The organism is Bosea sp. PAMC 26642, from assembly GCF_001562255.1.
Lineage (GTDB): Bacteria > Pseudomonadota > Alphaproteobacteria > Rhizobiales > Beijerinckiaceae > Allobosea.
On sequence record NZ_CP014301.1, the window covers coordinates 387,705 to 405,222 of the forward strand.

17 protein-coding genes are annotated in these 17,518 nt (G+C 66.4%); 10 read left to right on the plus strand and 7 right to left on the minus strand.

From position 1 onward, the window contains the following. Positions 1 to 9: 9 nt before the first annotated feature. The 3 genes from AXW83_RS01785 to AXW83_RS01795 form a co-directional block, all read right to left on the minus strand. The gene (locus AXW83_RS01785) at positions 10 to 2,307 is read right to left on the minus strand and encodes an NADP-dependent malic enzyme (protein ID WP_066610091.1); all 2,298 of its coding nucleotides are present in this window, start codon (positions 2,305 to 2,307) and stop codon (positions 10 to 12) included. Positions 2,308 to 2,613: 306 nt separating this feature from the next. Further along, entirely contained in the window at positions 2,614 to 2,850 is a 237-nt protein-coding gene (locus tag AXW83_RS01790; RefSeq protein WP_066610093.1) for an Lrp/AsnC ligand binding domain-containing protein, read from the minus strand. Positions 2,851 to 2,916: 66 nt separating this feature from the next. Next, entirely contained in the window at positions 2,917 to 3,741 is an 825-nt protein-coding gene (locus tag AXW83_RS01795; protein ID WP_066610095.1) for an alpha/beta hydrolase, read from the minus strand. Positions 3,742 to 3,892: 151 nt separating this feature from the next. Between AXW83_RS01795 and AXW83_RS01800 the strand changes: the two genes are divergently transcribed. Genes AXW83_RS01800 through AXW83_RS01810 form a run of 3 tightly spaced genes read left to right on the plus strand, consistent with a single transcriptional unit; the run spans position 3,893 to position 5,487 of the window. Continuing rightward, positions 3,893 to 4,891 (plus strand): asparaginase, encoded by a 999-nt coding sequence (locus AXW83_RS01800; RefSeq protein WP_066610097.1) that lies wholly within the window; start codon positions 3,893 to 3,895, stop codon positions 4,889 to 4,891. A 45-nt stretch (positions 4,892 to 4,936) separates the two neighbouring features. Beyond that, positions 4,937 to 5,164: an antitoxin MazE-like protein gene (locus AXW83_RS01805; protein WP_066610098.1), complete on the plus strand. Its 228-nt coding sequence runs from the start codon at positions 4,937 to 4,939 to the stop codon at positions 5,162 to 5,164. Next, positions 5,161 to 5,487 carry a type II toxin-antitoxin system PemK/MazF family toxin gene (locus AXW83_RS01810; RefSeq protein ID WP_066610100.1) on the plus strand — a complete coding sequence of 109 codons (327 nt, stop codon included), beginning with the start codon at positions 5,161 to 5,163 and terminating at the stop codon, positions 5,485 to 5,487. Before AXW83_RS01805 ends, AXW83_RS01810 begins: the two co-directional genes overlap by 4 nt. Here the strand turns inward: AXW83_RS01810 and AXW83_RS01815 are convergent, their stop codons facing one another. From AXW83_RS01815 to meaB, 3 genes are all read right to left on the minus strand, one after another. After that, positions 5,488 to 6,867: a TIGR03808 family TAT-translocated repetitive protein gene (locus tag AXW83_RS01815; RefSeq protein ID WP_066610102.1), complete on the minus strand. Its 1,380-nt coding sequence runs from the start codon at positions 6,865 to 6,867 to the stop codon at positions 5,488 to 5,490. It lies immediately after the preceding gene. 95 nt (positions 6,868 to 6,962) lie between these two features. Next, positions 6,963 to 7,604 (minus strand): pyroglutamyl-peptidase I family protein, encoded by a 642-nt coding sequence (locus AXW83_RS01820; RefSeq protein ID WP_168166042.1) that lies wholly within the window; start codon positions 7,602 to 7,604, stop codon positions 6,963 to 6,965. A 10-nt stretch (positions 7,605 to 7,614) separates the two neighbouring features. Beyond that, positions 7,615 to 8,601 carry a methylmalonyl Co-A mutase-associated GTPase MeaB gene (gene meaB, locus AXW83_RS01825; RefSeq protein WP_066610108.1) on the minus strand — a complete coding sequence of 329 codons (987 nt, stop codon included), beginning with the start codon at positions 8,599 to 8,601 and terminating at the stop codon, positions 7,615 to 7,617. A 145-nt stretch (positions 8,602 to 8,746) separates the two neighbouring features. Here meaB and AXW83_RS01830 point away from each other — a divergent pair, with 145 nt between their 5' ends. The 3 genes from AXW83_RS01830 (at position 8,747) to AXW83_RS01840 (ending at position 12,420) form a co-directional block, all read left to right on the plus strand. Then, positions 8,747 to 9,874 carry an alpha/beta hydrolase gene (locus tag AXW83_RS01830; protein WP_168166043.1) on the plus strand — a complete coding sequence of 376 codons (1,128 nt, stop codon included), beginning with the start codon at positions 8,747 to 8,749 and terminating at the stop codon, positions 9,872 to 9,874. 89 nt (positions 9,875 to 9,963) lie between these two features. After that, positions 9,964 to 10,965, plus strand: coding sequence for an alpha/beta hydrolase (locus AXW83_RS01835; protein WP_066610111.1), 1,002 nt, complete (start codon positions 9,964 to 9,966; stop codon positions 10,963 to 10,965). A gap of 171 nt (positions 10,966 to 11,136) precedes the next feature. After that, positions 11,137 to 12,420 (plus strand): cystathionine gamma-synthase family protein, encoded by a 1,284-nt coding sequence (locus AXW83_RS01840; RefSeq protein WP_066610113.1) that lies wholly within the window; start codon positions 11,137 to 11,139, stop codon positions 12,418 to 12,420. Between the two features lie 229 nt (positions 12,421 to 12,649). On the opposite strand, the gene AXW83_RS01845 is transcribed toward AXW83_RS01840, so the two are convergent. Next, positions 12,650 to 13,417 carry a DUF3750 domain-containing protein gene (locus AXW83_RS01845; protein ID WP_082767433.1) on the minus strand — a complete coding sequence of 256 codons (768 nt, stop codon included), beginning with the start codon at positions 13,415 to 13,417 and terminating at the stop codon, positions 12,650 to 12,652. Between the two features lie 110 nt (positions 13,418 to 13,527). Here AXW83_RS01845 and AXW83_RS01850 point away from each other — a divergent pair, with 110 nt between their 5' ends. Genes AXW83_RS01850 through AXW83_RS01865 form a run of 4 tightly spaced genes read left to right on the plus strand, consistent with a single transcriptional unit; the run spans position 13,528 to position 17,499 of the window. Next, positions 13,528 to 14,637 carry a polyamine ABC transporter substrate-binding protein gene (locus tag AXW83_RS01850; protein WP_066610117.1) on the plus strand — a complete coding sequence of 370 codons (1,110 nt, stop codon included), beginning with the start codon at positions 13,528 to 13,530 and terminating at the stop codon, positions 14,635 to 14,637. Continuing rightward, complete coding sequence (locus AXW83_RS01855; protein ID WP_066610121.1) at positions 14,634 to 15,821, plus strand: ABC transporter ATP-binding protein; 1,188 nt, start codon at positions 14,634 to 14,636, stop codon at positions 15,819 to 15,821. The genes AXW83_RS01850 and AXW83_RS01855 overlap by 4 nt, the downstream gene beginning before the upstream one ends. Beyond that, on the plus strand, positions 15,818 to 16,714 hold the full coding sequence (locus AXW83_RS01860) for an ABC transporter permease (protein WP_066610123.1): 897 nt from the start codon (positions 15,818 to 15,820) through the stop codon (positions 16,712 to 16,714). Before AXW83_RS01855 ends, AXW83_RS01860 begins: the two co-directional genes overlap by 4 nt. After that, positions 16,711 to 17,499, plus strand: coding sequence for an ABC transporter permease (locus tag AXW83_RS01865; RefSeq protein ID WP_066610125.1), 789 nt, complete (start codon positions 16,711 to 16,713; stop codon positions 17,497 to 17,499). Before AXW83_RS01860 ends, AXW83_RS01865 begins: the two co-directional genes overlap by 4 nt. The last annotated feature ends 19 nt before the right edge of the window (positions 17,500 to 17,518 follow it).

Below are 17,518 nucleotides of genomic sequence, written 5' to 3' on the forward strand. Positions count from 1 at the left end.
GGTCGGTCCTCAACCCGCCAGCGCCTCCTGCTCCTGCGCCTCGACCACCGCGACCGCCGTCATGTTGACCACGCCGCGCGCCGTCACCGAGCCGGTAAGGATATGGGCGGGCTTGGCGGCGCCGATCAGGATCGGCCCGACGGGCAGCGCGTCGGCCAGCACCTTGGCGAACTGGTAGGCGATGTTGGCGGCGTCGAGATTGGGGAAGATCAGCACGTTGGCGACGCCTTTGAGCCGCGAGGACGGCAGCACGCGCTCGCGGACCATCGCGACCAGCGCGGTGTCGGCCTCCATCTCGCCGTCGCATTCGAGCTCCGGCGCCCGCTCGCGGATCAGGCAGACCGCCTTGCGCATCTTCAGCGAGGAGGGCGTGTCGGCCGCGCCGAAATCCGAATGGGAGAGCAGCGCGATCTTGGGCTCGATGCCGAAGCGGGCGACATGGCTCGCCGCCAGCACCGTCATGTCGGCGATCTCCTCGGCGGTCGGATCGGCCTTCACATGGGTGTCGGCCAGGAAGAACGCGCCCTTGTTGGTCACGATCAGCGTCATCGCCGAGATGTCCTGCGCGCCGGGCGCCAGGCCGATGATGTCCTTGATGTGCCGCAGCCGCGAGAGATAGCGCCCCTCCAGCCCCGCGATCATCGCATCCGCCTCGCCGCGCACCACGGTGAGCGCCGCGATCACGGTGTTGTTGGTGCGAACGAGTGACCGCGCCGCCTCCGGCGTGATGCCGCGCCGGCCGGCGATGTCGAGATAGGTCTGGACATAGTCGCGATAGCGCGGATCGTCTTCCGGGTTCACCAGCTCGAAATCGACGCCGGGCTTGATCGACAGGCCGAAGCGCTGGATGCGGGTCTCGATCACGCTCGGCCGGCCGATCAGGATCGGGATGGCGAGCCCTTCCTCCAGTGCGACCTGGGCTGCGCGCAGCACGCGCTCGTCCTCGCCCTCGGCATAGATCACGCGCTTGGGGTTGGCCTTCGCCTTGGCGAAGAGCGGCTTCATGATGAAGCCCGAGCGGAAGATGAAGCGCGACAGGTCCTCGCGATAGGCCTCGACATCGACCAGCGGCTTGCGCGCCACGCCGGTCGCCATTGCGGCTTCCGCGACGGCGGGAGCGATGCGCAGGATCAGGCGCGGATCGAACGGGTTGGGGATCAGCGAATTCGCCCCGAAGGTCGAGGCCTCACCGCCATAGGCCCGCGCCGCGATGTCCGAAGTCGCTTCGCGGGCAAGCGCCGCGATGGCGCGCACGGCCGCAAGCTTCATCGCCTCGTTGATCGTCGTCGCCTGCACGTCGAGCGCGCCGCGGAAGATGTAGGGAAAGCACAGGACGTTGTTGACCTGGTTGGGATAGTCCGACCGCCCGGTGCAGATCATCGCATCGGGCCTGACTGCCAGCGCATCTTCGGGCGTGATCTCGGGATTGGGATTGGCCAGCGCCAGGATCAGCGGCTTCGGCCCCATGCGCTTGGCCATGTCGGGCTTGAGCACGCCGGCCGCCGATAGCCCCAGAAAGATGTCGGCGCCTTCGATCACCTCCGAGAGCGTGCGGGCGTCGGTCTCCTGCGCGTAGATCTCCTTCCAGCGGTCCATCAGGGTGTTGCGGCCCTTGTGAACGACGCCTTCGAGGTCGGTGACCCAAATGTTCTTGCGCTGCGCCCCGAGTTCGACCAGCAGGTTGAGGCAGGCAAGCGCGGCCGCGCCTGCGCCGGAAACGACGATCTTGACGTCAGCGATCTTCTTTTGAGCGAGATCGAGCCCGTTCAGGACCGCCGCCGAGACGATGATCGCCGTGCCGTGCTGGTCGTCATGGAAGACCGGAATCTGCATCCGGGCCTTGAGCTGCTCCTCGATCTCGAAGCATTCCGGGCCCTTGATGTCCTCGAGGTTGATGCCGCCGAAGGTCGGCTCCAGCGCGGCTACCACCTCGACGAACTTCTCGATGTTCTTCTGCTCGACCTCGATGTCGAAGCAGTCGATCCCGGCGAACTTCTTGAACAGGACCGCCTTGCCCTCCATCACTGGCTTGGAGGCCAGCGGCCCGATGTCGCCTAGCCCCAGCACGGCGGTGCCGTTGGTGATGACGGCGACGAGGTTCTGGCGCGAGGTCAGTTCCGCCGCCTGGCCGGGATCGTCGACGATCGCCTCGCAGGCAGCAGCGACGCCGGGCGAATAGGCGAGCGCGAGATCGCGCTGGTTGCCGAGCGGCTTGGTCGCCTGAATCTCGATCTTACCGGGACGGGGGCTGCGATGGTAAACCAGCGCTCCCGAGCGCAGATCTGCCGACAAGGTGCTCTTAGCCATCCCCACGCTTCCTTCGCGTCCGTAATCGAGGCAACGAGGTCGCGCGGAAAGGCCGCCCGCGTCAAGCATCGAGCGGCGAAACTCGTTTGATCAAACTGAGGAGGATGCGGGTGCACGCTTAGGCTCGGCCATTGACAAGGCGCGCGCCCTTTGCGCTCGAAGTCAGCGCGGCTGCTCGCAAAACATGGTTAGCAAAACAATAAAATGGATCAGCGTTGCACCACAAAATCTTGAAACGATTCAGATTTCGGGGCTCAAGCGATGCATGAACTCGGCCTCATGGGCTGTGAAAACTCAGGCGCCGCCTCAGAACGCCTTGAACGTGATGATTGTGTGCGTATCGGCGATCTCGGGGATCGACTGCACCTTCTGCGCCACGAAATGGCCGATATCGACGTCGGCCCCGACATGGAACTTGGCCAGGATGTCGTAATTGCCGGCGGTCGAATAGATTTCCGAGGCGATCTCGCGGTCGGCCAGCTCGCTGGCGACCTCATAGGTTTTGCCGAGCTTGCATTTGATCTCGACGAAGAAGGTCTGCATCGCGTAGCTCCAAGCCGTTGCCCGCTCTGATAGAGGCTCGGGCCCCTCAAGATCAAGCGCTCGCAATCAAGCGCCGGCCAGCGCCGCCAGCCTGCGGCTCATGCCGCTTTCGGGATCTGCAAGCCCGGCTACCACCGTGAAATGGTTCGCCCCTGCAATCTCCTCATAGCGCGTCTGGACGCCTTCCAGCCCCCAGACATCGACGATCCGTCGGCTCTGCTTGAGATATTCCTCGCTTTCGGTACCGCCGACGACCGCGTCCATGACCAGCCGCGAAGGCGCGGGCCAGAACAGCGGGCTTTCCCGCTCGGCGGCCTCGAATGTCAGCCCCAGGGCCGTATTGACGCTGGTCTCGGTGAGGGGTTTGAGATTGTAGAGACCCGAAATGCCATAGGCTGCGGGCACCACATGGTCCGGCAGCTCCGGATCGACATTCTTCCAGTCCGTGGCGAGCAGGCAGGCGGCGAGGTGACCGCCGGCCGAGTGCCCGGCCGCGATCACGGGCAGGTTGTAGCGCTGCCATAGTGCCGCCGCCGCCTGCTGCATCTCCCAAACGATGTGGCCGACCTCGACTTGCGGGCAGAGATCATAGCCGGCGACCGCCACCGGAACCCCGAGCAGGTTCAGGCCCCGCGCCATATGCGAGAAGAAGCTCGGATCGAGCGCCTGCCAGTAGCCGCCATGGATGAACAGTACGATCGCGTTGCCCTTGGCCGTGTCCGGTTTGAACAGGTCGTAGCGTTGCCGCTCGCTCGCGCCATAGGGCACGCCGAATTCGCCGACGGCGGCGTTGCGATAGGCCGCCGCATCGCTCGCCCAACCGGTGATGATGCCGGGATGTTCGGGCACGCGGGCGCGGTTGTTATATTCGGTCTCGTAGTCCGGCGACATTCTGGTCTCGGGTTCGTGGCCCGGAGCGTTGCGGGCGGAAGTCCTTGCATGGCAGCGAGCTGCAGTGTGCGCCATGGCTTTTGACAGGTCGAGTGGCAGACGCCACAAGGCGGCGCGCCGCCCAACGCGGCGACAGGCAGCGGAGATCGCCATGGACAACCCGGTTCTCGCCGAGGTGACGCGCGGAAACGTCGTCGAATCGCGCCATCGCGGCTCGGCGGTCGTGGTCGATGCCGATGGTGCGGTGGTGTTCTCGCTCGGCGATGTCGCGCGCCCGGTGTTTCCGCGCTCGGCCGTCAAGGCGATCCAGGCCTTACCGCTGTTCGAGAGCGGCGCGGCCGATCGCTACGGCCTGACGGAGCCCGAAATCGCGCTTGCCGTCGCTTCGCATTCCGGCGAGCCGCAGCACGCCGAGACTGCGCTTGCCATGCTGCGCAAGGCCGGGCGCGATGCCGGTTGCCTCGAATGCGGGGCGCATTGGCCGATGAACGACGCCGCCGCACGCGCCATCGCGAGGGCCGGCGCCGAGCCGAGCGCGCTGAACAACAACTGCTCGGGCAAACATGCCGGCTTCGTCTGCCTCGCCTGCGGGCTGGACGAGGATCCCGCCGGCTACGTCACCGCTGGCCATGCCGTGCAGAAGGCCGTGCGCGGCGCGCTGGAGGAGGTTACGGGCGCGGCTCATACCAGCGAGCGCATGGGTACCGATGGCTGCTCGATCCCGAGCTACGCCGTGCCGTTGGGCGCGCTGGCACTCGGATTTGCCCGCATCGGCACGGGCCATGGCCTCGGCCCTAAGCGCGCCAAGGCTGCCGCCCGCATCCGCAAGGCCGTGGCGGCCCACCCCTTCATGGTCGCGGGCACCGGCCGCTTCGACACCCGCGCGATGGAGCTTTTGCGCGAGCGCATTTTCATCAAGACGGGCGCCGAGGGCGTTTATTGCGGCGCGATCCCGGAACTGGGCTACGGCATCGCTCTGAAATGCGACGACGGTGCCGGCCGCGCCGCCGAGGTCGTCATGGCCGCGCTGATCGCCCGTTTCCTGCCGATGAGCGAAACGGAAACGATCGGCTTTTCGCCATTGCGCGAGAGCGTGCTGACGAACTGGAACGGCATCGAGGTCGGGCGGGTGAGGGCGGCGGAGGTTTGACGGCGCAAAGGTCGCGCATTACCTTTGCGTTCGAAGGAGATCGCCATGCCGCGCCCCGCGATCAAGGACGGCCTGACCAAGCAGGCCCGCTACCGCGCCGCCAAGAAGGCGGCGGGGTTGAAGGAGGTGCGCATCTGGACGTTCGATACCAGCGATCCAGCGTTTCTCGCTCAGTTGAAGCGAGACATGGAACTCATCAGGAACGATCCGGACGAAATCGAGGTCATGAAGTTTATCGAGGCCGTGGCAGCCTGGCCGACCGACGACGAATGAAGCGGGGCGATCTTGTAACGATTGCCATCCAAGGCGATTTCGGGAAGCCAAGACCAGCGCTTGTCGTTCAGAACAACAAGGTTGACGCGACGCCAAAAGTGCTTGTCTGCCCGCTTACGCGCAACAAATCGCCTGCGCCGTCGTTAAGGCTCGTCGTTGCTCCGACGCCTGCAAACGGCTTGCGTGAGATTTCGGCGGTCATGGTGAGTAGCGTGATCGCGGTGCCGCGAGAGAAATGTGGAGCTGTAATCGGGTCGTTGACGCCAGAGCAGATGCAGGAGATCGACACCCGCTTGGCCTTCATATTGGGCTTGGCCTTCTGATTATCCAATCGCGTTGTTCTCGACCCTGACCCCCGCCGCCCGCGCATCGGCCGCCTTCGTCAGATCTCCCGTCACGACCTTCCCATATTCCGTTCCGACCACAGCGCCCCTGCTCGCTTCCGCGATGACGTTGTTGGCGATCAGGCAGTTCCGTTCCTTGGGCACGAGCGAGACCGAGATGCCGATGCCGGTCCTGCGCACCATGTTGCCGGTGGCCACCAGATTGCGCATGGCCCAGGACCAGCCGAGCGAGATGCCGGTCTCGCTGGCGTTCTCGATGACGTTGCCGGTGATGCTGGCTTCCGCCTCGACGTGCACGCCGACGCCGCCGACCGGCTCCTTGCCCTTGGGGGCGAACCCCTTCTGTGCATTGCGGATGATGTTGTTGGCAAAGACGCTGAGCCGACCGCCATGGTCCAGATTTGTGATGTTGGCGCCCTGCGCGCAGTCTTCGACGAGATTGTTGGCGATGATCGCGCCCTCGAAGGCAAATTCCGAATAGAGTCCGACCTCGCCGCAGCGCCGGCCCTGATTGCCGATCATCTGGACGCCGGAGCCGGAATTGTTGCGGATGAAGGTCAGCGCGCAGTCGCGCAGGGAATTGCCCTCGATGATGATGCCGCCGGCCTTGTACAGGCTGATGCCGTTGCCGTTGGGGCCGTCGCCGCCGGCATCCGAGCGGATGCGGTTGATCCGGTTGCCCCTGACGATCGACTGGTCATCGCCTGGCTGGCTGCGCCAGATCTGGATGCCGTTATTGCCGCAATCCTCGATCTGGTTGCCCTCGATCGAGAGCCCGCGCGAATCGAGCGAGAACAGCGCCGCATCGCGTATCGTCCGGAAGCGGTTCGACTGGATGCGGCCCGCCGTGCGGTTCAACGAAAGACCGACCGAGCCTGCATTGGCGAATTCGCAGTCGCTCACGCCGGCGTCGAGCACCTCGTCGAAGCTCAGCAACGCGCTACGCTGCGCGGTGGCGATGTCGAGCCCGTCGAGCACCAGCCCGGTCAGCGCGACCCGCTTGATCCTCCGGCCGATCAGCAGAGGGCCGGCCCGGGCCGCGACCAGATGCGTCGCGCCGGGCATGCCGATGAGCCGCGCGCCCTCCGGCAGTACGATCTGTGCGACACGGTAGCGCCCGGGCGCGATAACGAGCGGTGCCTCCCGTTTGGCCGCCTCGACCAGAGCATTCTGAAGGATGCCGGACTGATCTTCGGTCGCGCCGGCGCGCAGGCCGAATTGCGCCGCGTCCAGCCCGAAGGAACCGAGCGGAACGGCCGCGCCGGCACGCGGCAGTGTCTGGCCGAACGCCTGACGCGCCGCGACCAGCCCTGTGCCGAAAACGGCCGCTCCCAGCACGGAACGTCGCGAAAACGCCATGAAACACTCCTTCAAGCGTCGCCGCTTCAAAGCGTGTGCCATGCTGGTAGTATTGTCCTGAGACAAATCGCCGTAGGAATTCGGCCTGTGCGCGACTAGCGGAACGCCGCTTGCTCGCGCCGACCTTGCACGACAAGGCTGCGACCGATCATGGCGAGCGCATCTGCCAGCGTCCCCGCGTCTGGGCGAAAGCCCCGGCTGCGCTCCGTCGGCCTCGTTCCGGGCGCCGGTTTCAACCACGGCACATGCACGAACAGGACCGGCGTGGCCGTCCCTTTCGTATCCGACAGCGCCGCCGCATAGCAGGCATCGCACAGATAGCGCCCCGCCGAGGCCGAAAGCTGCGTTGCGATGCCGCTGCGCCTCAGCATGGCGAGCGCGCCTTGCGGATTGCCTGTCGTCCGCAGGGGCAGGGCCGGCGCACCCTGCAGCCGCCCGGCCGGCGTGCCGCCGGTCTTGTCGGGATGCAGCCGGCTGGAATGGCCGCGCGCAAACAATTCGACCCTCACGAAACGGGCGCGCGCGGCGAGACCGAGCATCAGGACGGCCCGGGGCCGCGCTTTTGCCAAACGCTTGCGCAGCGTCGGCAGTCCACCGCTGTAGCTCGTCTCGACGACGAGTGCCCGCGCGTCGAGGCCTGACCGGGCGAGCCGGCTCGCGACGGCTTTTGCGAGCGTCGTCGTCGGATTCACCCTGACATGCGGGAAGGGGCCGAACCCTGTGACGAGCAAGTCCATCAGTCCGACCTCACAATCCCAGCGCATTCGCGATGTCGTCGGCGGCTACCGTCGCGGCAAGTTCGCCTGCGCCGACAGCCACCTCAAGCGCCGGCGCGCGTGCTTTCAGCACCGGATCGTGCCGAAGCTTCGCCTGCAACCGGTCCTGAACCATCGCCCACATCCATTTCACGTCCTGGCGCCGACGCTTCTCGGCAACGAGGCCCTTGGCCTCGTGCCGGGCATGGTGGTCCTCGACCTTGCTCCAGAGCGCGTCGAGACCGTCTCCGGTCAGGCCGGAGATCGTCAGAACGGGCGTCGACCAGATCACTGATGCGGGCGCCAGGATGTGCAGCGCCGCCTGATACTGCGCTGCCGCGGTGCGCGCCGCCATCGCCCCGGCGCCATCGGCTTTGTTGACGGCGATGATGTCGGCGAGCTCGATGATGCCCTTCTTGATGCCTTGCAGTTCATCGCCGGCATTGGGCAGCATCAGGACGAGGAAAAGGTCGGTGAGGTCGGCGACCGCCGTCTCCGATTGTCCGACGCCGACCGTCTCGACCAGGACCACGTCGAAGCCCGCCGCCTCGCAGAGCAGCATGGTCTCGCGCGTCCTCGCCGCGACGCCGCCCAGCGTTCCCGACGAGGGCGAGGGCCGGATATAGGCTTGGCGATCGACGGCGAGCCGCGCCATCCGGGTCTTGTCGCCGAGGATCGAGCCGCCGGTTCGGGTCGAGGACGGATCGACCGCCAGCACCGCGACCTTATGGCCCTTTGCTGTCAGGAAGCTCCCGAGCGCGTCGATCGTCGTCGATTTGCCGACGCCGGGAACTCCGGTGATGCCGATCCGGATCGCGCGACCCGTATGCGGAAGCAGCCGCTGGATCAGCGCGCGCGCCTGCTCGCGATGGTCGGGCCGGCGCGATTCCGCCAGCGTGATGCCGCGCGCCAGCGCCGCCCGCTCCCCGGCGAGGATCGCGTCGCCAAGAGAGATCCACGGGGTTGCTGCTTCGGCCATGGCACTTCAGTAGCAAGGCAGCGCGTGCCGCGACAAGGCGGCGATCCCGTCGTTACTGTGTCGCGGATACATCTTGATCATCGCGGTCTTCGATGGGACGAGTGCGTCCATGATGCGTGGCGGTTTGCGGTTTCGGGCGTTGCTGTTGGCGTTGCTGGTCCCGCTGGCGCTCGCGGCCTGCGGCGGCGCGCCGCGCACGCTGATGCTATCGACGGTCAAGCCGGACGATCTGGCCGGAAGGGTGCGGATTTTCGTCGCGACGACGCGCGAAACCTCCGCCGAGCCGCAATACTTCACCGGCGAGCGCGGCCTGAAGCTGTCTTTCGCCCAGGTCGACATCACCGTCCCGCGCGCTCACAAATCCGGTGAACTCGAACTGCCCTCGACTGGCAGCGCGGCCGATCCGGCGGCGCAGTTCGCGGTCACCTCAGTCGAGCGGCTCGATCTGCCGCCGGTCGTCGCCCGCGTCCGGCGCGAGATCGCGAGCCGGCCGGCCTCTGAGCGGGACGTTCTCGTCTTCGTCCACGGCTTCAACACGAATTTCGCCGACGCCGCCTATCGCTTCGCCCAGATCGTCCATGATTCGGGCTTCAAGGGCGTGCCGGTGCTGTTTACCTGGCCGTCGCGCGGCCAATTGCTCGCCTATCCCTACGATCGCGAGAGCGCCTTCTATTCCCGCGATTTCCTCGAGACCAACCTGCGCGCGATCGCCCGCGATCTCGGCGGCGCCCGAGTCGACATCCTGGCGCATTCGATGGGCACGATGCTGACGCTGGAAACGCTGCGCCAGGCCGCGATCCGGGGAGACGGCACTTTTGGCGGCAAGCTGCGCGACGTCATTCTGGCGGCGCCGGACGTCGATATCGACGTCTTCAAGACGCAGATGCGCGAAATCCGGCGGCCGGTGACGGTCTTTGCCTCGGCCGACGACCGGGCGCTGGATTTTTCGCGCCGCTTCGCCGGCGACAAGACGCGGCTCGGTGCGGTGTCGGCCAAGGACACGCAGATCATCGCCGATCTGGAAAAGCTCGGCGTCAAAATCATCGACCTGTCGGATATTTCGACCAGCGACAGCCTGAACCATGCGAAATTCGCCGCGTCGCCCAAGGTCGTTCAACTGATCGGCGCCCGCCTGAAGGCCGATAACGGCATCGCCATCGCCGGCCCGCGCATCGCCGACAAGATCGGCGACATCGCCAGCGGCGTCGTCGGGACGGTCGGTTCGACCGTCGATCTCGTCGTCACGACGCCGGCCGCCGTCGTCGGGCGATAGCCTTCCGCCCCAATATGGCCGCGTTAGCCTGTCCTTAAGGGGATCGTGGCCAATTCGGCCGACCCCAGACACCCGGACGGTTTCCGCCCATGCCAGATTCACGGCACGCATCCCTTTGCCGACGCTCCGTGCTGTTCGCACTGCTTTCGACCACGCTCGCGGCCTGCGCCCAGAGCGAGGCCAGCGTCTCGCCCTTCACCGAACCAACACGCGCCGATGCCTCGGCGCTCGGCAAGGAGCCGACTCTGCTCGTCGCCACGACCCGCAAGTCGCTTGGCGCCCGCGAGCCCTTCTTCGGCTCGGATCGCAGCTCCCTGACCTTTGCCGAAGTGCAGCTCGCGCCACCGGGCCGCGGCATCTCCGGCCGCGTCTCCTCGGTGGTCAGCGGTGACTGGGCCGTGCTCGGTGTCGAGAAGCGCACCTCCAGCGACGCCGCCCGCGCCTTCGCGGAGGCCGCGACGGGCCGCGACGTGTTGCTCTACGTCCATGGCTACAACGAGACCTTCGAATCGGCCGTCCGCAGCGCCGCGCAACTCTCGCATTCGCTGGAATTCCAGGGCAGGACGGCCCTCTTCACCTGGCCATCGGGCGGCAAGCTCTTCGACTATGCCTATGACCGCGAGAGCGCGCTGTGGTCGCGCGACGGTTTCGTCCAGACGCTGAAGGCACTCGTCGCCAACCCGACGGTCGGGCGCATTCACATCGTCGCCCATTCGATGGGTACGTTCCTGACGTTGGAAGGCCTGCGCGAACTGCGTGATTCGCCCGAGGTTTATGCGCGGATCGGCTCGCTCGTCTTCGCGTCGCCCGATATCGACATCGACGCCTTCGAGCAGACCGTCTCCAGGCTCGGCCCCCTCGCGCGCCGCATGACGCTGATCATCGATCCCGGCGACCGGGCGCTCGCCGTCTCGGCGCGGATCGCCGGCGGCGTCGCACGGGCTGGTGCGGCCGATCGCTCGCGGCTGGAAGCGCTCGGCGTGCGCGTCGCCGACACCTCCGGGCGCGGCTGGAGCATGCTGCGGCACGACCTCTTCCTCTCCGACAGCGAGGTTACGCAGGTGGTCCGCCGGGCGATGGATCGCGGCTGAGCGCCTGTTCGGCAATTTCCAAAGCCTTCATTTTGGCAGGCTGGCTGAATGAACTGAACGATTTCGGTGGATCGACCTTTCCGCTCCATGCGCCGTCATGTGAAGTCGGCAAGCAAAGCCGCCGCAATGCGCCTATCGTAAAGGCGACCGCGAGCCGCATCGGAGGAAACCATGACCGACGACAACTACCACAAGGACCGGATCGCCAACCGCAAGCTCCATCCCGAGACGCTGATGATGGGCTTCGGCTATTCGCCGGCGATGTCCGAGGGTTCGCTGAAGCCGCCGATCTTCCTGACCTCGACCTTCGTTTTCGAGAACGCCCAGCAGGGCAAGGATTTCTTCGATTTCACTTCGGGCCGGCGCCAGCCCAGGCCGGGCGAGAAGCCGGGCCTGGTCTATTCGCGCTTCAACCACCCCAACATGGAAATCCTCGAGGATCGCCTCGCGATCTGGGACGAGGCGGAGAAATGCGCCGTCTTCGCCAGCGGCATGGCCGCGATCGCCACGACCTGCTTCGCTTTCCTGCGTCCCGGCGACACGGTCCTGCATAGCCGCCCGCTCTATGGTGGCACCGAGACCCTGCTGAAGAACCAGATGGGCGCCTTCGGCGTCACCGCCTTCGGCTTCACCGACGGGCTCGACATCGACCAGATGCGCGCCAGCGCCAAGGCAGCGGCCGCCAAGGGGCGGGTCGGAATGATCCTGGTCGAGACGCCGGCCAATCCGACCAATGGCCTGGTCGATCTCGCCGCCTGCGCGATCATCGCCGACGAACTCGAGACATCGCAGGGCCATCGCCCGCCCGTCGTGGTCGACAACACCATGCTCGGCCCGAAATACCAGAAGCCGCTGAAGCAGGGCGCCGACCTCTCGCTGCTCTCACTGACGAAATATGTCGGCGGCCATTCGGACCTCGTCGGCGGTTCGATCAGCGGCTCGGAGGGGCTGGTGCGGCAGGTCAAGAGCTGGCGCGGGTCGTTGGGCACGCAGCTCGATCCGAATTCCTGCTGGATGCTGATGCGCTCGCTGGAAACCCTCGACATCCGGATGAGCCGCGCCAACGAGAACGCCAAGCTGGTCGCGGAATACCTTTCGGCGCACCCGAAGGTGGCCAAGGTGCATTATCTCGGCGATCTGCAGGACGGCGACCCGCGCAAGGAGGTCTTCGACCGGCAATGCACGGCGGCGGGCTCGACCTTCGCTTTCGACGTCGTCGGCGGCGAGAAGGAGGCGTTCGCGCTGCTGGACAACCTCCAGATCATGAAGCTGGCGGTGAGCCTTGGCGGTACGGAGACGCTGGTCTCGCACCCTGCCGCTATGACGCATTCGGGTGTCGCGCGCGAACTGCGCGAGGAGATCGGCCTCACCGACGCCCTGATCCGCATCTCGGTCGGCATCGAGAACATCGAGGACCTGATCTCGGATCTGGCGCAGGCGCTGGAGGTGGTGTGAGGGTCGGGCGTCATGCTCGGATCGTTTGCCGCGATGAATTTTCAACCGGCACCCGCTCCGTCATTCCGGGGCGACCCGTAGGGTCGAGCCCGGAACCCATAACCACTGTCGCAGCCGAACATAGCTCCGACCGCTATCGACCCGGCGCAACCTGTGTCTATGGGTTCCGGGCTCTTCGCTGCGCGAAGCCCCGGAATGACGGCGGGACGTCTCCGGAGAATGGCTCGCGCTAAAGCCCCACCCGCCCCCACCCCGGCAGCTTGAGCGCCGGGCTGCGCAGGTCGAAGCCCGCCACCAGCCCGAGCAGGTTGAGCTCGATCCCCTCGACCCAACCCAGCGTCACGCCGGCAACGCCGTAGAGCGAGGCCTGCACGCCGGTGCGGCTCGGGGTCAGCCCGGCGAACAGACCGTTCTCGCGAAAATCCTTGCCGATCGCGGTCGGCGGCAGCGCCTGCGCCAGCTCCGGCACCTCGGCGAGCACATGCTGAACGAAGCTGTTGGAGTTCGGCCCCGGCCACGCGAAATAGGTGCCCGGTGTGACATAGGCATAGGACTTCACGGCAGCGCGGATGCGCGGGATCAGCCGCTCAGCGGCCTCGCCACGGATTTCGGCGACCGGTTCAGGCACGTTGCCGTACCAGCGCCCATCGGCCTCGCGATGGTTGACGCGCACCGGCGTACCCCAGCCGACCACGTCGAAGCGCGTATAGGCGCTGGCGCCGCGCTCCTTCACCACCACCCAGGAATGATGCGCGAAGACGCCGCGCCAGCGCCCGACCCGAGCAGCGAAGACATGCACGGTCGCCTCGGGCTCGATCGTGGCGGCCGGCAGCAGCTTGGCGCTCGACCAGTCGGCGCCGCGCCAGTCGCTGGCGTTGCTCTGCATCGACCACCATGCGGCATGTGTCGCGACGGGCAATAGGAACAGCACGGTGAAGAGGAGGAGGATACGGCGGGCGATGCGCATGGCGAGGAATATGTGGCCGGCTTGTTGCATCGCAAAGGTCGAGGCTGGCGTCTTGCGCCTGCGGGCGATCACAATGGGTTGAGGCGCGCGGGCAAGCTGCTAGCTTCGCAGCGACGGCGACGAGGGGAATCGGACGGACGATGACGGCGCGTGATTGGCTGAAGCGGATCGTCTGGGGCGCCGCATTGGGGTTCGCTGTGTTTACCGGCGGGGTGGCGGCGCAGGACAAGGAACTGCGGATCTACAACTGGTCGGACTATGTCGATCCGGAGGTTTTGAACGCCTTCACCAGGGAGACCGGGATCGCCGTCGTCTACGACACCTTCGACCAGATGGAGACCGTCGAGACCAAGCTTCTGGCCGGCAAGACCGGCTACGACCTGATCGCGGTCACCGCCTCCTTCCTGCCGCGCCACATCCCGCTGGGGCTCTATGCGCCGATCGATGCGGCCAAGGTGCCCAACCTCAAGAACGCCTGGCCGGAGATTCAGGGGCGGTTGGCGAAATACGATCCCGGCAACGCCTACGCCGTGAACTACATGTGGGGCACGACCGGGATCGGCTACAACGTCGCCAAGATCAGGGAGCGGCTCGGACCCGATGCGGTGATCGATTCCTGGAAGATCCTGTTCGAGCCCGACCAGCTGAAGAAGCTGTCGAACTGCGGCGTGCATGTGCTCGATGCGGTCGAGGAGATGTTTCCAGCCGCTCTGCGCTATCTCGGGCTGAACCCGGATTCCAAGGTCGAGGCCGATCTCAACAAGGCCGGCGACCTGCTGCGCAGGATCCGCCCGCACATCCAGAAATTCCATTCCTCGGAATACATCAACGCGCTGGCAAACGGCGATATCTGCTTGGCGGTCGGCTATTCCGGCGATGTGCTGCAGGCGAGGAAGCGCGCCGAGGAGGCCAAGAACAACGTCCAGATCGCCTATGCCATTCCCAAGGAAGGCGCCTTGATGTGGTTCGATTCCTTCGTGATCCCGAAGGACGCCGGGAATCCCGAAGCGGCGCTGAAGTTCATCGACTTCGTCAACCGTCCCGAGATGGCGGCGAAGAACTCAGACTTCATCCAGTATGCCAACGGCAACATAGCCTCGAAGCCGCTGCTCTCAGCGGCCGTGCGCGACAATCCCGGCATCTATCCGACCGAAGCGGTGATGGCGCGGCTCTATACGATCACGCCCTACGATCAGAAGACGCAGCGGCTGGTCAACCGGCTGTGGACGCGCGTCAAGACCGGCAAGTGAGCGAGACCGGAGGCCCCAGCACGCGCGCGACGCGCAAGGCGTCGCCCGGCAGCGTGCGCCGCGCCTTCCAGCCCTGGAACGACCCCTCGGTGCGGCCGCTCGTGGAGTTCAGGGACGTGACCCGGCGCTTCGGCGGCGTGACGGCGGTTGATGGCGTGACCCTCTCGCTCTATCCGCGCGAGTTCTTCGCCCTGCTGGGACCCTCGGGCTGCGGCAAGACCACGCTGATGCGGATTCTGGCCGGGTTCGAGACGCCCGACGAGGGCTCGATCTGGCTCGACGGGCAGGACATCACGGCGATGCCGCCGCATCTGCGGCCGGTCAACATGATGTTCCAGTCCTATGCGCTGTTCCCCCATCTCAGCGTCGCCGGCAACATCGCCTATGGCCTGAAGCGCGCCGGGCTGCCACGCGCGGAGGTGGCGGGCCGCGTCGCCGACATGTTGGCACTGGTGAAGCTGGACGGGCTCGGCGCTCGCCGGCCCGACCAGCTCTCGGGCGGCCAGCGCCAGCGCGTGGCACTGGCCCGCGCGCTGGCCCGAAAGCCCAAGCTTCTGCTGCTCGACGAACCCATGGCCGCGCTCGACCGCAAGCTGCGCGAGGCGACGCAGTTCGAGCTCGTCAACCTGCAGAGCGAGCTCGGCACCACCTTCATGGTCGTCACTCACGACCAGGACGAGGCGATGACCATGGCCGATCGCATCGCGGTGATGGACCATGGCAGGCTCGTCCAGACCGGCACGCCTGAGGCGATCTACGAGCAGCCGGCCAACCGTCATGTCGCGGAATTCGTCGGCGACATCAATATCCTCGAAGGCCGTGTGATCGCCATCGCGGGCGACCGGGTCAGGGTCGATGCAGGACTCGCCGGCATCGTCGAGCTCGACGACGAGGCACCGTCCGAACGCCCGGGCGACGCGATCGTGGTCGGCCTGCGGCCCGAGAAGATCGCGCTCGGCCATGACGAGCCGGGCCAGGCCGCAAACAAGATCCGTGGCGCCATCTGGGACATCGGCTATCTCGGCGACGTCACCATGATCCAGGTCATGGTCGGCGGCGTGGGCGGGCTTCTGTTCAAGGTCGCCATCGCCAACCGCACGCGCCGGATCGCGCGGCCCTTTGGCTGGGAGGACGAGGTCTGGCTCTCCTGGGACGTCGGGGCCGGGCTGGTGCTGCCGCCATGACCGGAACGACCGGCCGCCTGCGTCGGCTTGCCGTTGCCATCCCCTATCTCTGGCTGCTGGCCTTCACGCTCGCGCCCTTCGCCATCGTGCTGCGGCTGTCGCTGTCGGATGCCGACACGGCCCTGCCGCCCTATGCGCCGCATTTCGAGGGTTTTTCCGGGTTGGGCGACTTCCTCGCCGCTCTCGATCTCGAAAACTTCAGGCTGCTGGCCGATGACGGGCTGTATTGGGGCAGCTACCTCGCGTCGCTACGCATCGCCGGGCTCACCACCCTGTTCGCGCTCGCGATCGGCTATCCGCTGGCCTATGCCATGGCCAGCGCGCCGCGTCGCTGGCAGGGTGTGCTGCTGGTCGCGGTCATCCTGCCGTTCTGGACCTCGTTCCTGATCCGCGTCTACGCTTGGATCGGCATCCTGCGGCCCGACGGCCTGCTCGATGGCGCTCTGATGGCGCTCGGCCTCACATCCGAGCCTCTGCGGCTGCTCAACACCGAAGCGGCGGTGCTGATCGGCATGGTCTATTCCTACCTGCCCTTCATGGTCCTGCCGCTGTTCACGACCCTGCAGAAGCTCGACCGGACGCTGCTCGAAGCCGCAGCAGATCTTGGGGCCAAGCCTTCCCATGCCTTCCTCACGGTGACGCTGCCGCTCTCGCTGCCGGGCATTCTCGCAGGCACGGCACTCGTCTTCATCCCGGCTGTCGGTGAGTTCGTCATTCCCGACCTGCTCGGCGGCCCCGATACGGCGATGATCGGAAAAGTGCTCTGGACGGAGTTCTTCTCCAACCGCGACTGGCCGCTCGCCTCGGCGGTGGCGGTCGTGCTGCTGCTCGTGCTGGTCCTGCCTCTGGCGCTGCTGCAGCGCGCGAGGCTGGCAAGGGGAGGGGCGCCATGAGGCGGCTCGGTCCCGGTCTCGTCCTTGCCTTGGCGGCTGGCCTCGCCTTTCTTTATCTGCCGATCGTTGCGCTGGTGGCTTATTCCTTCAACGCCTCCCGGCTGGTCACGGTGTGGGGCGGCTTTTCGACCCGTTGGTACGGTGCCCTGCTCGGCAACCAGCCGCTGCTGGACGCCGCCTGGCTCAGTCTGCGCCTCGCCACAGTCTCGGCGACGCTGGCAACGGTTCTGGGCACGCTGGCGGCGCTGGCTCTGGCGCGCCATCGCCGCTTTGCCGGTAGAGCCCTGTTCTCGGGGCTGGTGCTGGCGCCGCTGGTCATGCCGGAGGTGGTCACGGGCCTGTCGCTGCTGCTGATGTTCGTCGCGGCCGATGTCGAGCGCGGCTTCTGGACGGTTACGGTCGCGCACGCGACCTTCGGCATGGGCTTCGCCTGCATCGTCGTCCAAGCGCGGCTTTCCGGCTTCGACCGCTCGCTGGAGGAGGCCGCGCAGGATCTCGGCGCAACGCCACTGGTCACCTTCGCCACCGTGACCCTGCCGCTGATCGTGCCCGGCGTGGCCGCAGCGTGGATGCTCGCCTTCACGCTCTCGCTCGACGACCTTGTGATCGCGAGCTTCACCACCGGTCCCGGCGCGACCACTCTGCCGATGCGGCTCTATTCGGCCGTCAGGCTCGGCGTCTCGCCCGAGATCAACGCGGCCTGCACGCTGATGATCGCGACCGTGGCGTCGGTCGTGATCGCCGCATCGCTGCTCCTGAAGCGCGAGGACCGCGTTCGCGGATAAATGCCGCGTGAATGGCGGC

Bases quoted from the DNA above. Each gene is read 5' to 3' on its own strand.
- AXW83_RS01845 (WP_082767433.1), bottom strand. From the start codon at position 13,417: ATGCAACAAGCCGGCCACATATTCCTCGCCATGCGCATCGCCCGCCGT.
- meaB (WP_066610108.1), bottom strand. From the start codon at position 8,601: ATGGCCGAAGCAGCAACCCCGTGGATCTCTCTTGGCGACGCGATCCTC.
- AXW83_RS01815 (WP_066610102.1), bottom strand. From the start codon at position 6,867: ATGGCGTTTTCGCGACGTTCCGTGCTGGGAGCGGCCGTTTTCGGCACA.
- AXW83_RS01785 (WP_066610091.1), bottom strand. From the start codon at position 2,307: ATGGCTAAGAGCACCTTGTCGGCAGATCTGCGCTCGGGAGCGCTGGTT.
- AXW83_RS01835 (WP_066610111.1), top strand. From the start codon at position 9,964: ATGCCAGATTCACGGCACGCATCCCTTTGCCGACGCTCCGTGCTGTTC.
- AXW83_RS01800 (WP_066610097.1), top strand. From the start codon at position 3,893: ATGGACAACCCGGTTCTCGCCGAGGTGACGCGCGGAAACGTCGTCGAA.
- AXW83_RS01840 (WP_066610113.1), top strand. From the start codon at position 11,137: ATGACCGACGACAACTACCACAAGGACCGGATCGCCAACCGCAAGCTC.
- AXW83_RS01795 (WP_066610095.1), bottom strand. From the start codon at position 3,741: ATGTCGCCGGACTACGAGACCGAATATAACAACCGCGCCCGCGTGCCC.
- AXW83_RS01860 (WP_066610123.1), top strand. From the start codon at position 15,818: ATGACCGGAACGACCGGCCGCCTGCGTCGGCTTGCCGTTGCCATCCCC.
- AXW83_RS01820 (WP_168166042.1), bottom strand. From the start codon at position 7,604: ATGGACTTGCTCGTCACAGGGTTCGGCCCCTTCCCGCATGTCAGGGTG.
- AXW83_RS01850 (WP_066610117.1), top strand. From the start codon at position 13,528: ATGACGGCGCGTGATTGGCTGAAGCGGATCGTCTGGGGCGCCGCATTG.
- AXW83_RS01865 (WP_066610125.1), top strand. From the start codon at position 16,711: ATGAGGCGGCTCGGTCCCGGTCTCGTCCTTGCCTTGGCGGCTGGCCTC.
- AXW83_RS01790 (WP_066610093.1), bottom strand. From the start codon at position 2,850: ATGCAGACCTTCTTCGTCGAGATCAAATGCAAGCTCGGCAAAACCTAT.
- AXW83_RS01805 (WP_066610098.1), top strand. From the start codon at position 4,937: ATGCCGCGCCCCGCGATCAAGGACGGCCTGACCAAGCAGGCCCGCTAC.
- AXW83_RS01810 (WP_066610100.1), top strand. From the start codon at position 5,161: ATGAAGCGGGGCGATCTTGTAACGATTGCCATCCAAGGCGATTTCGGG.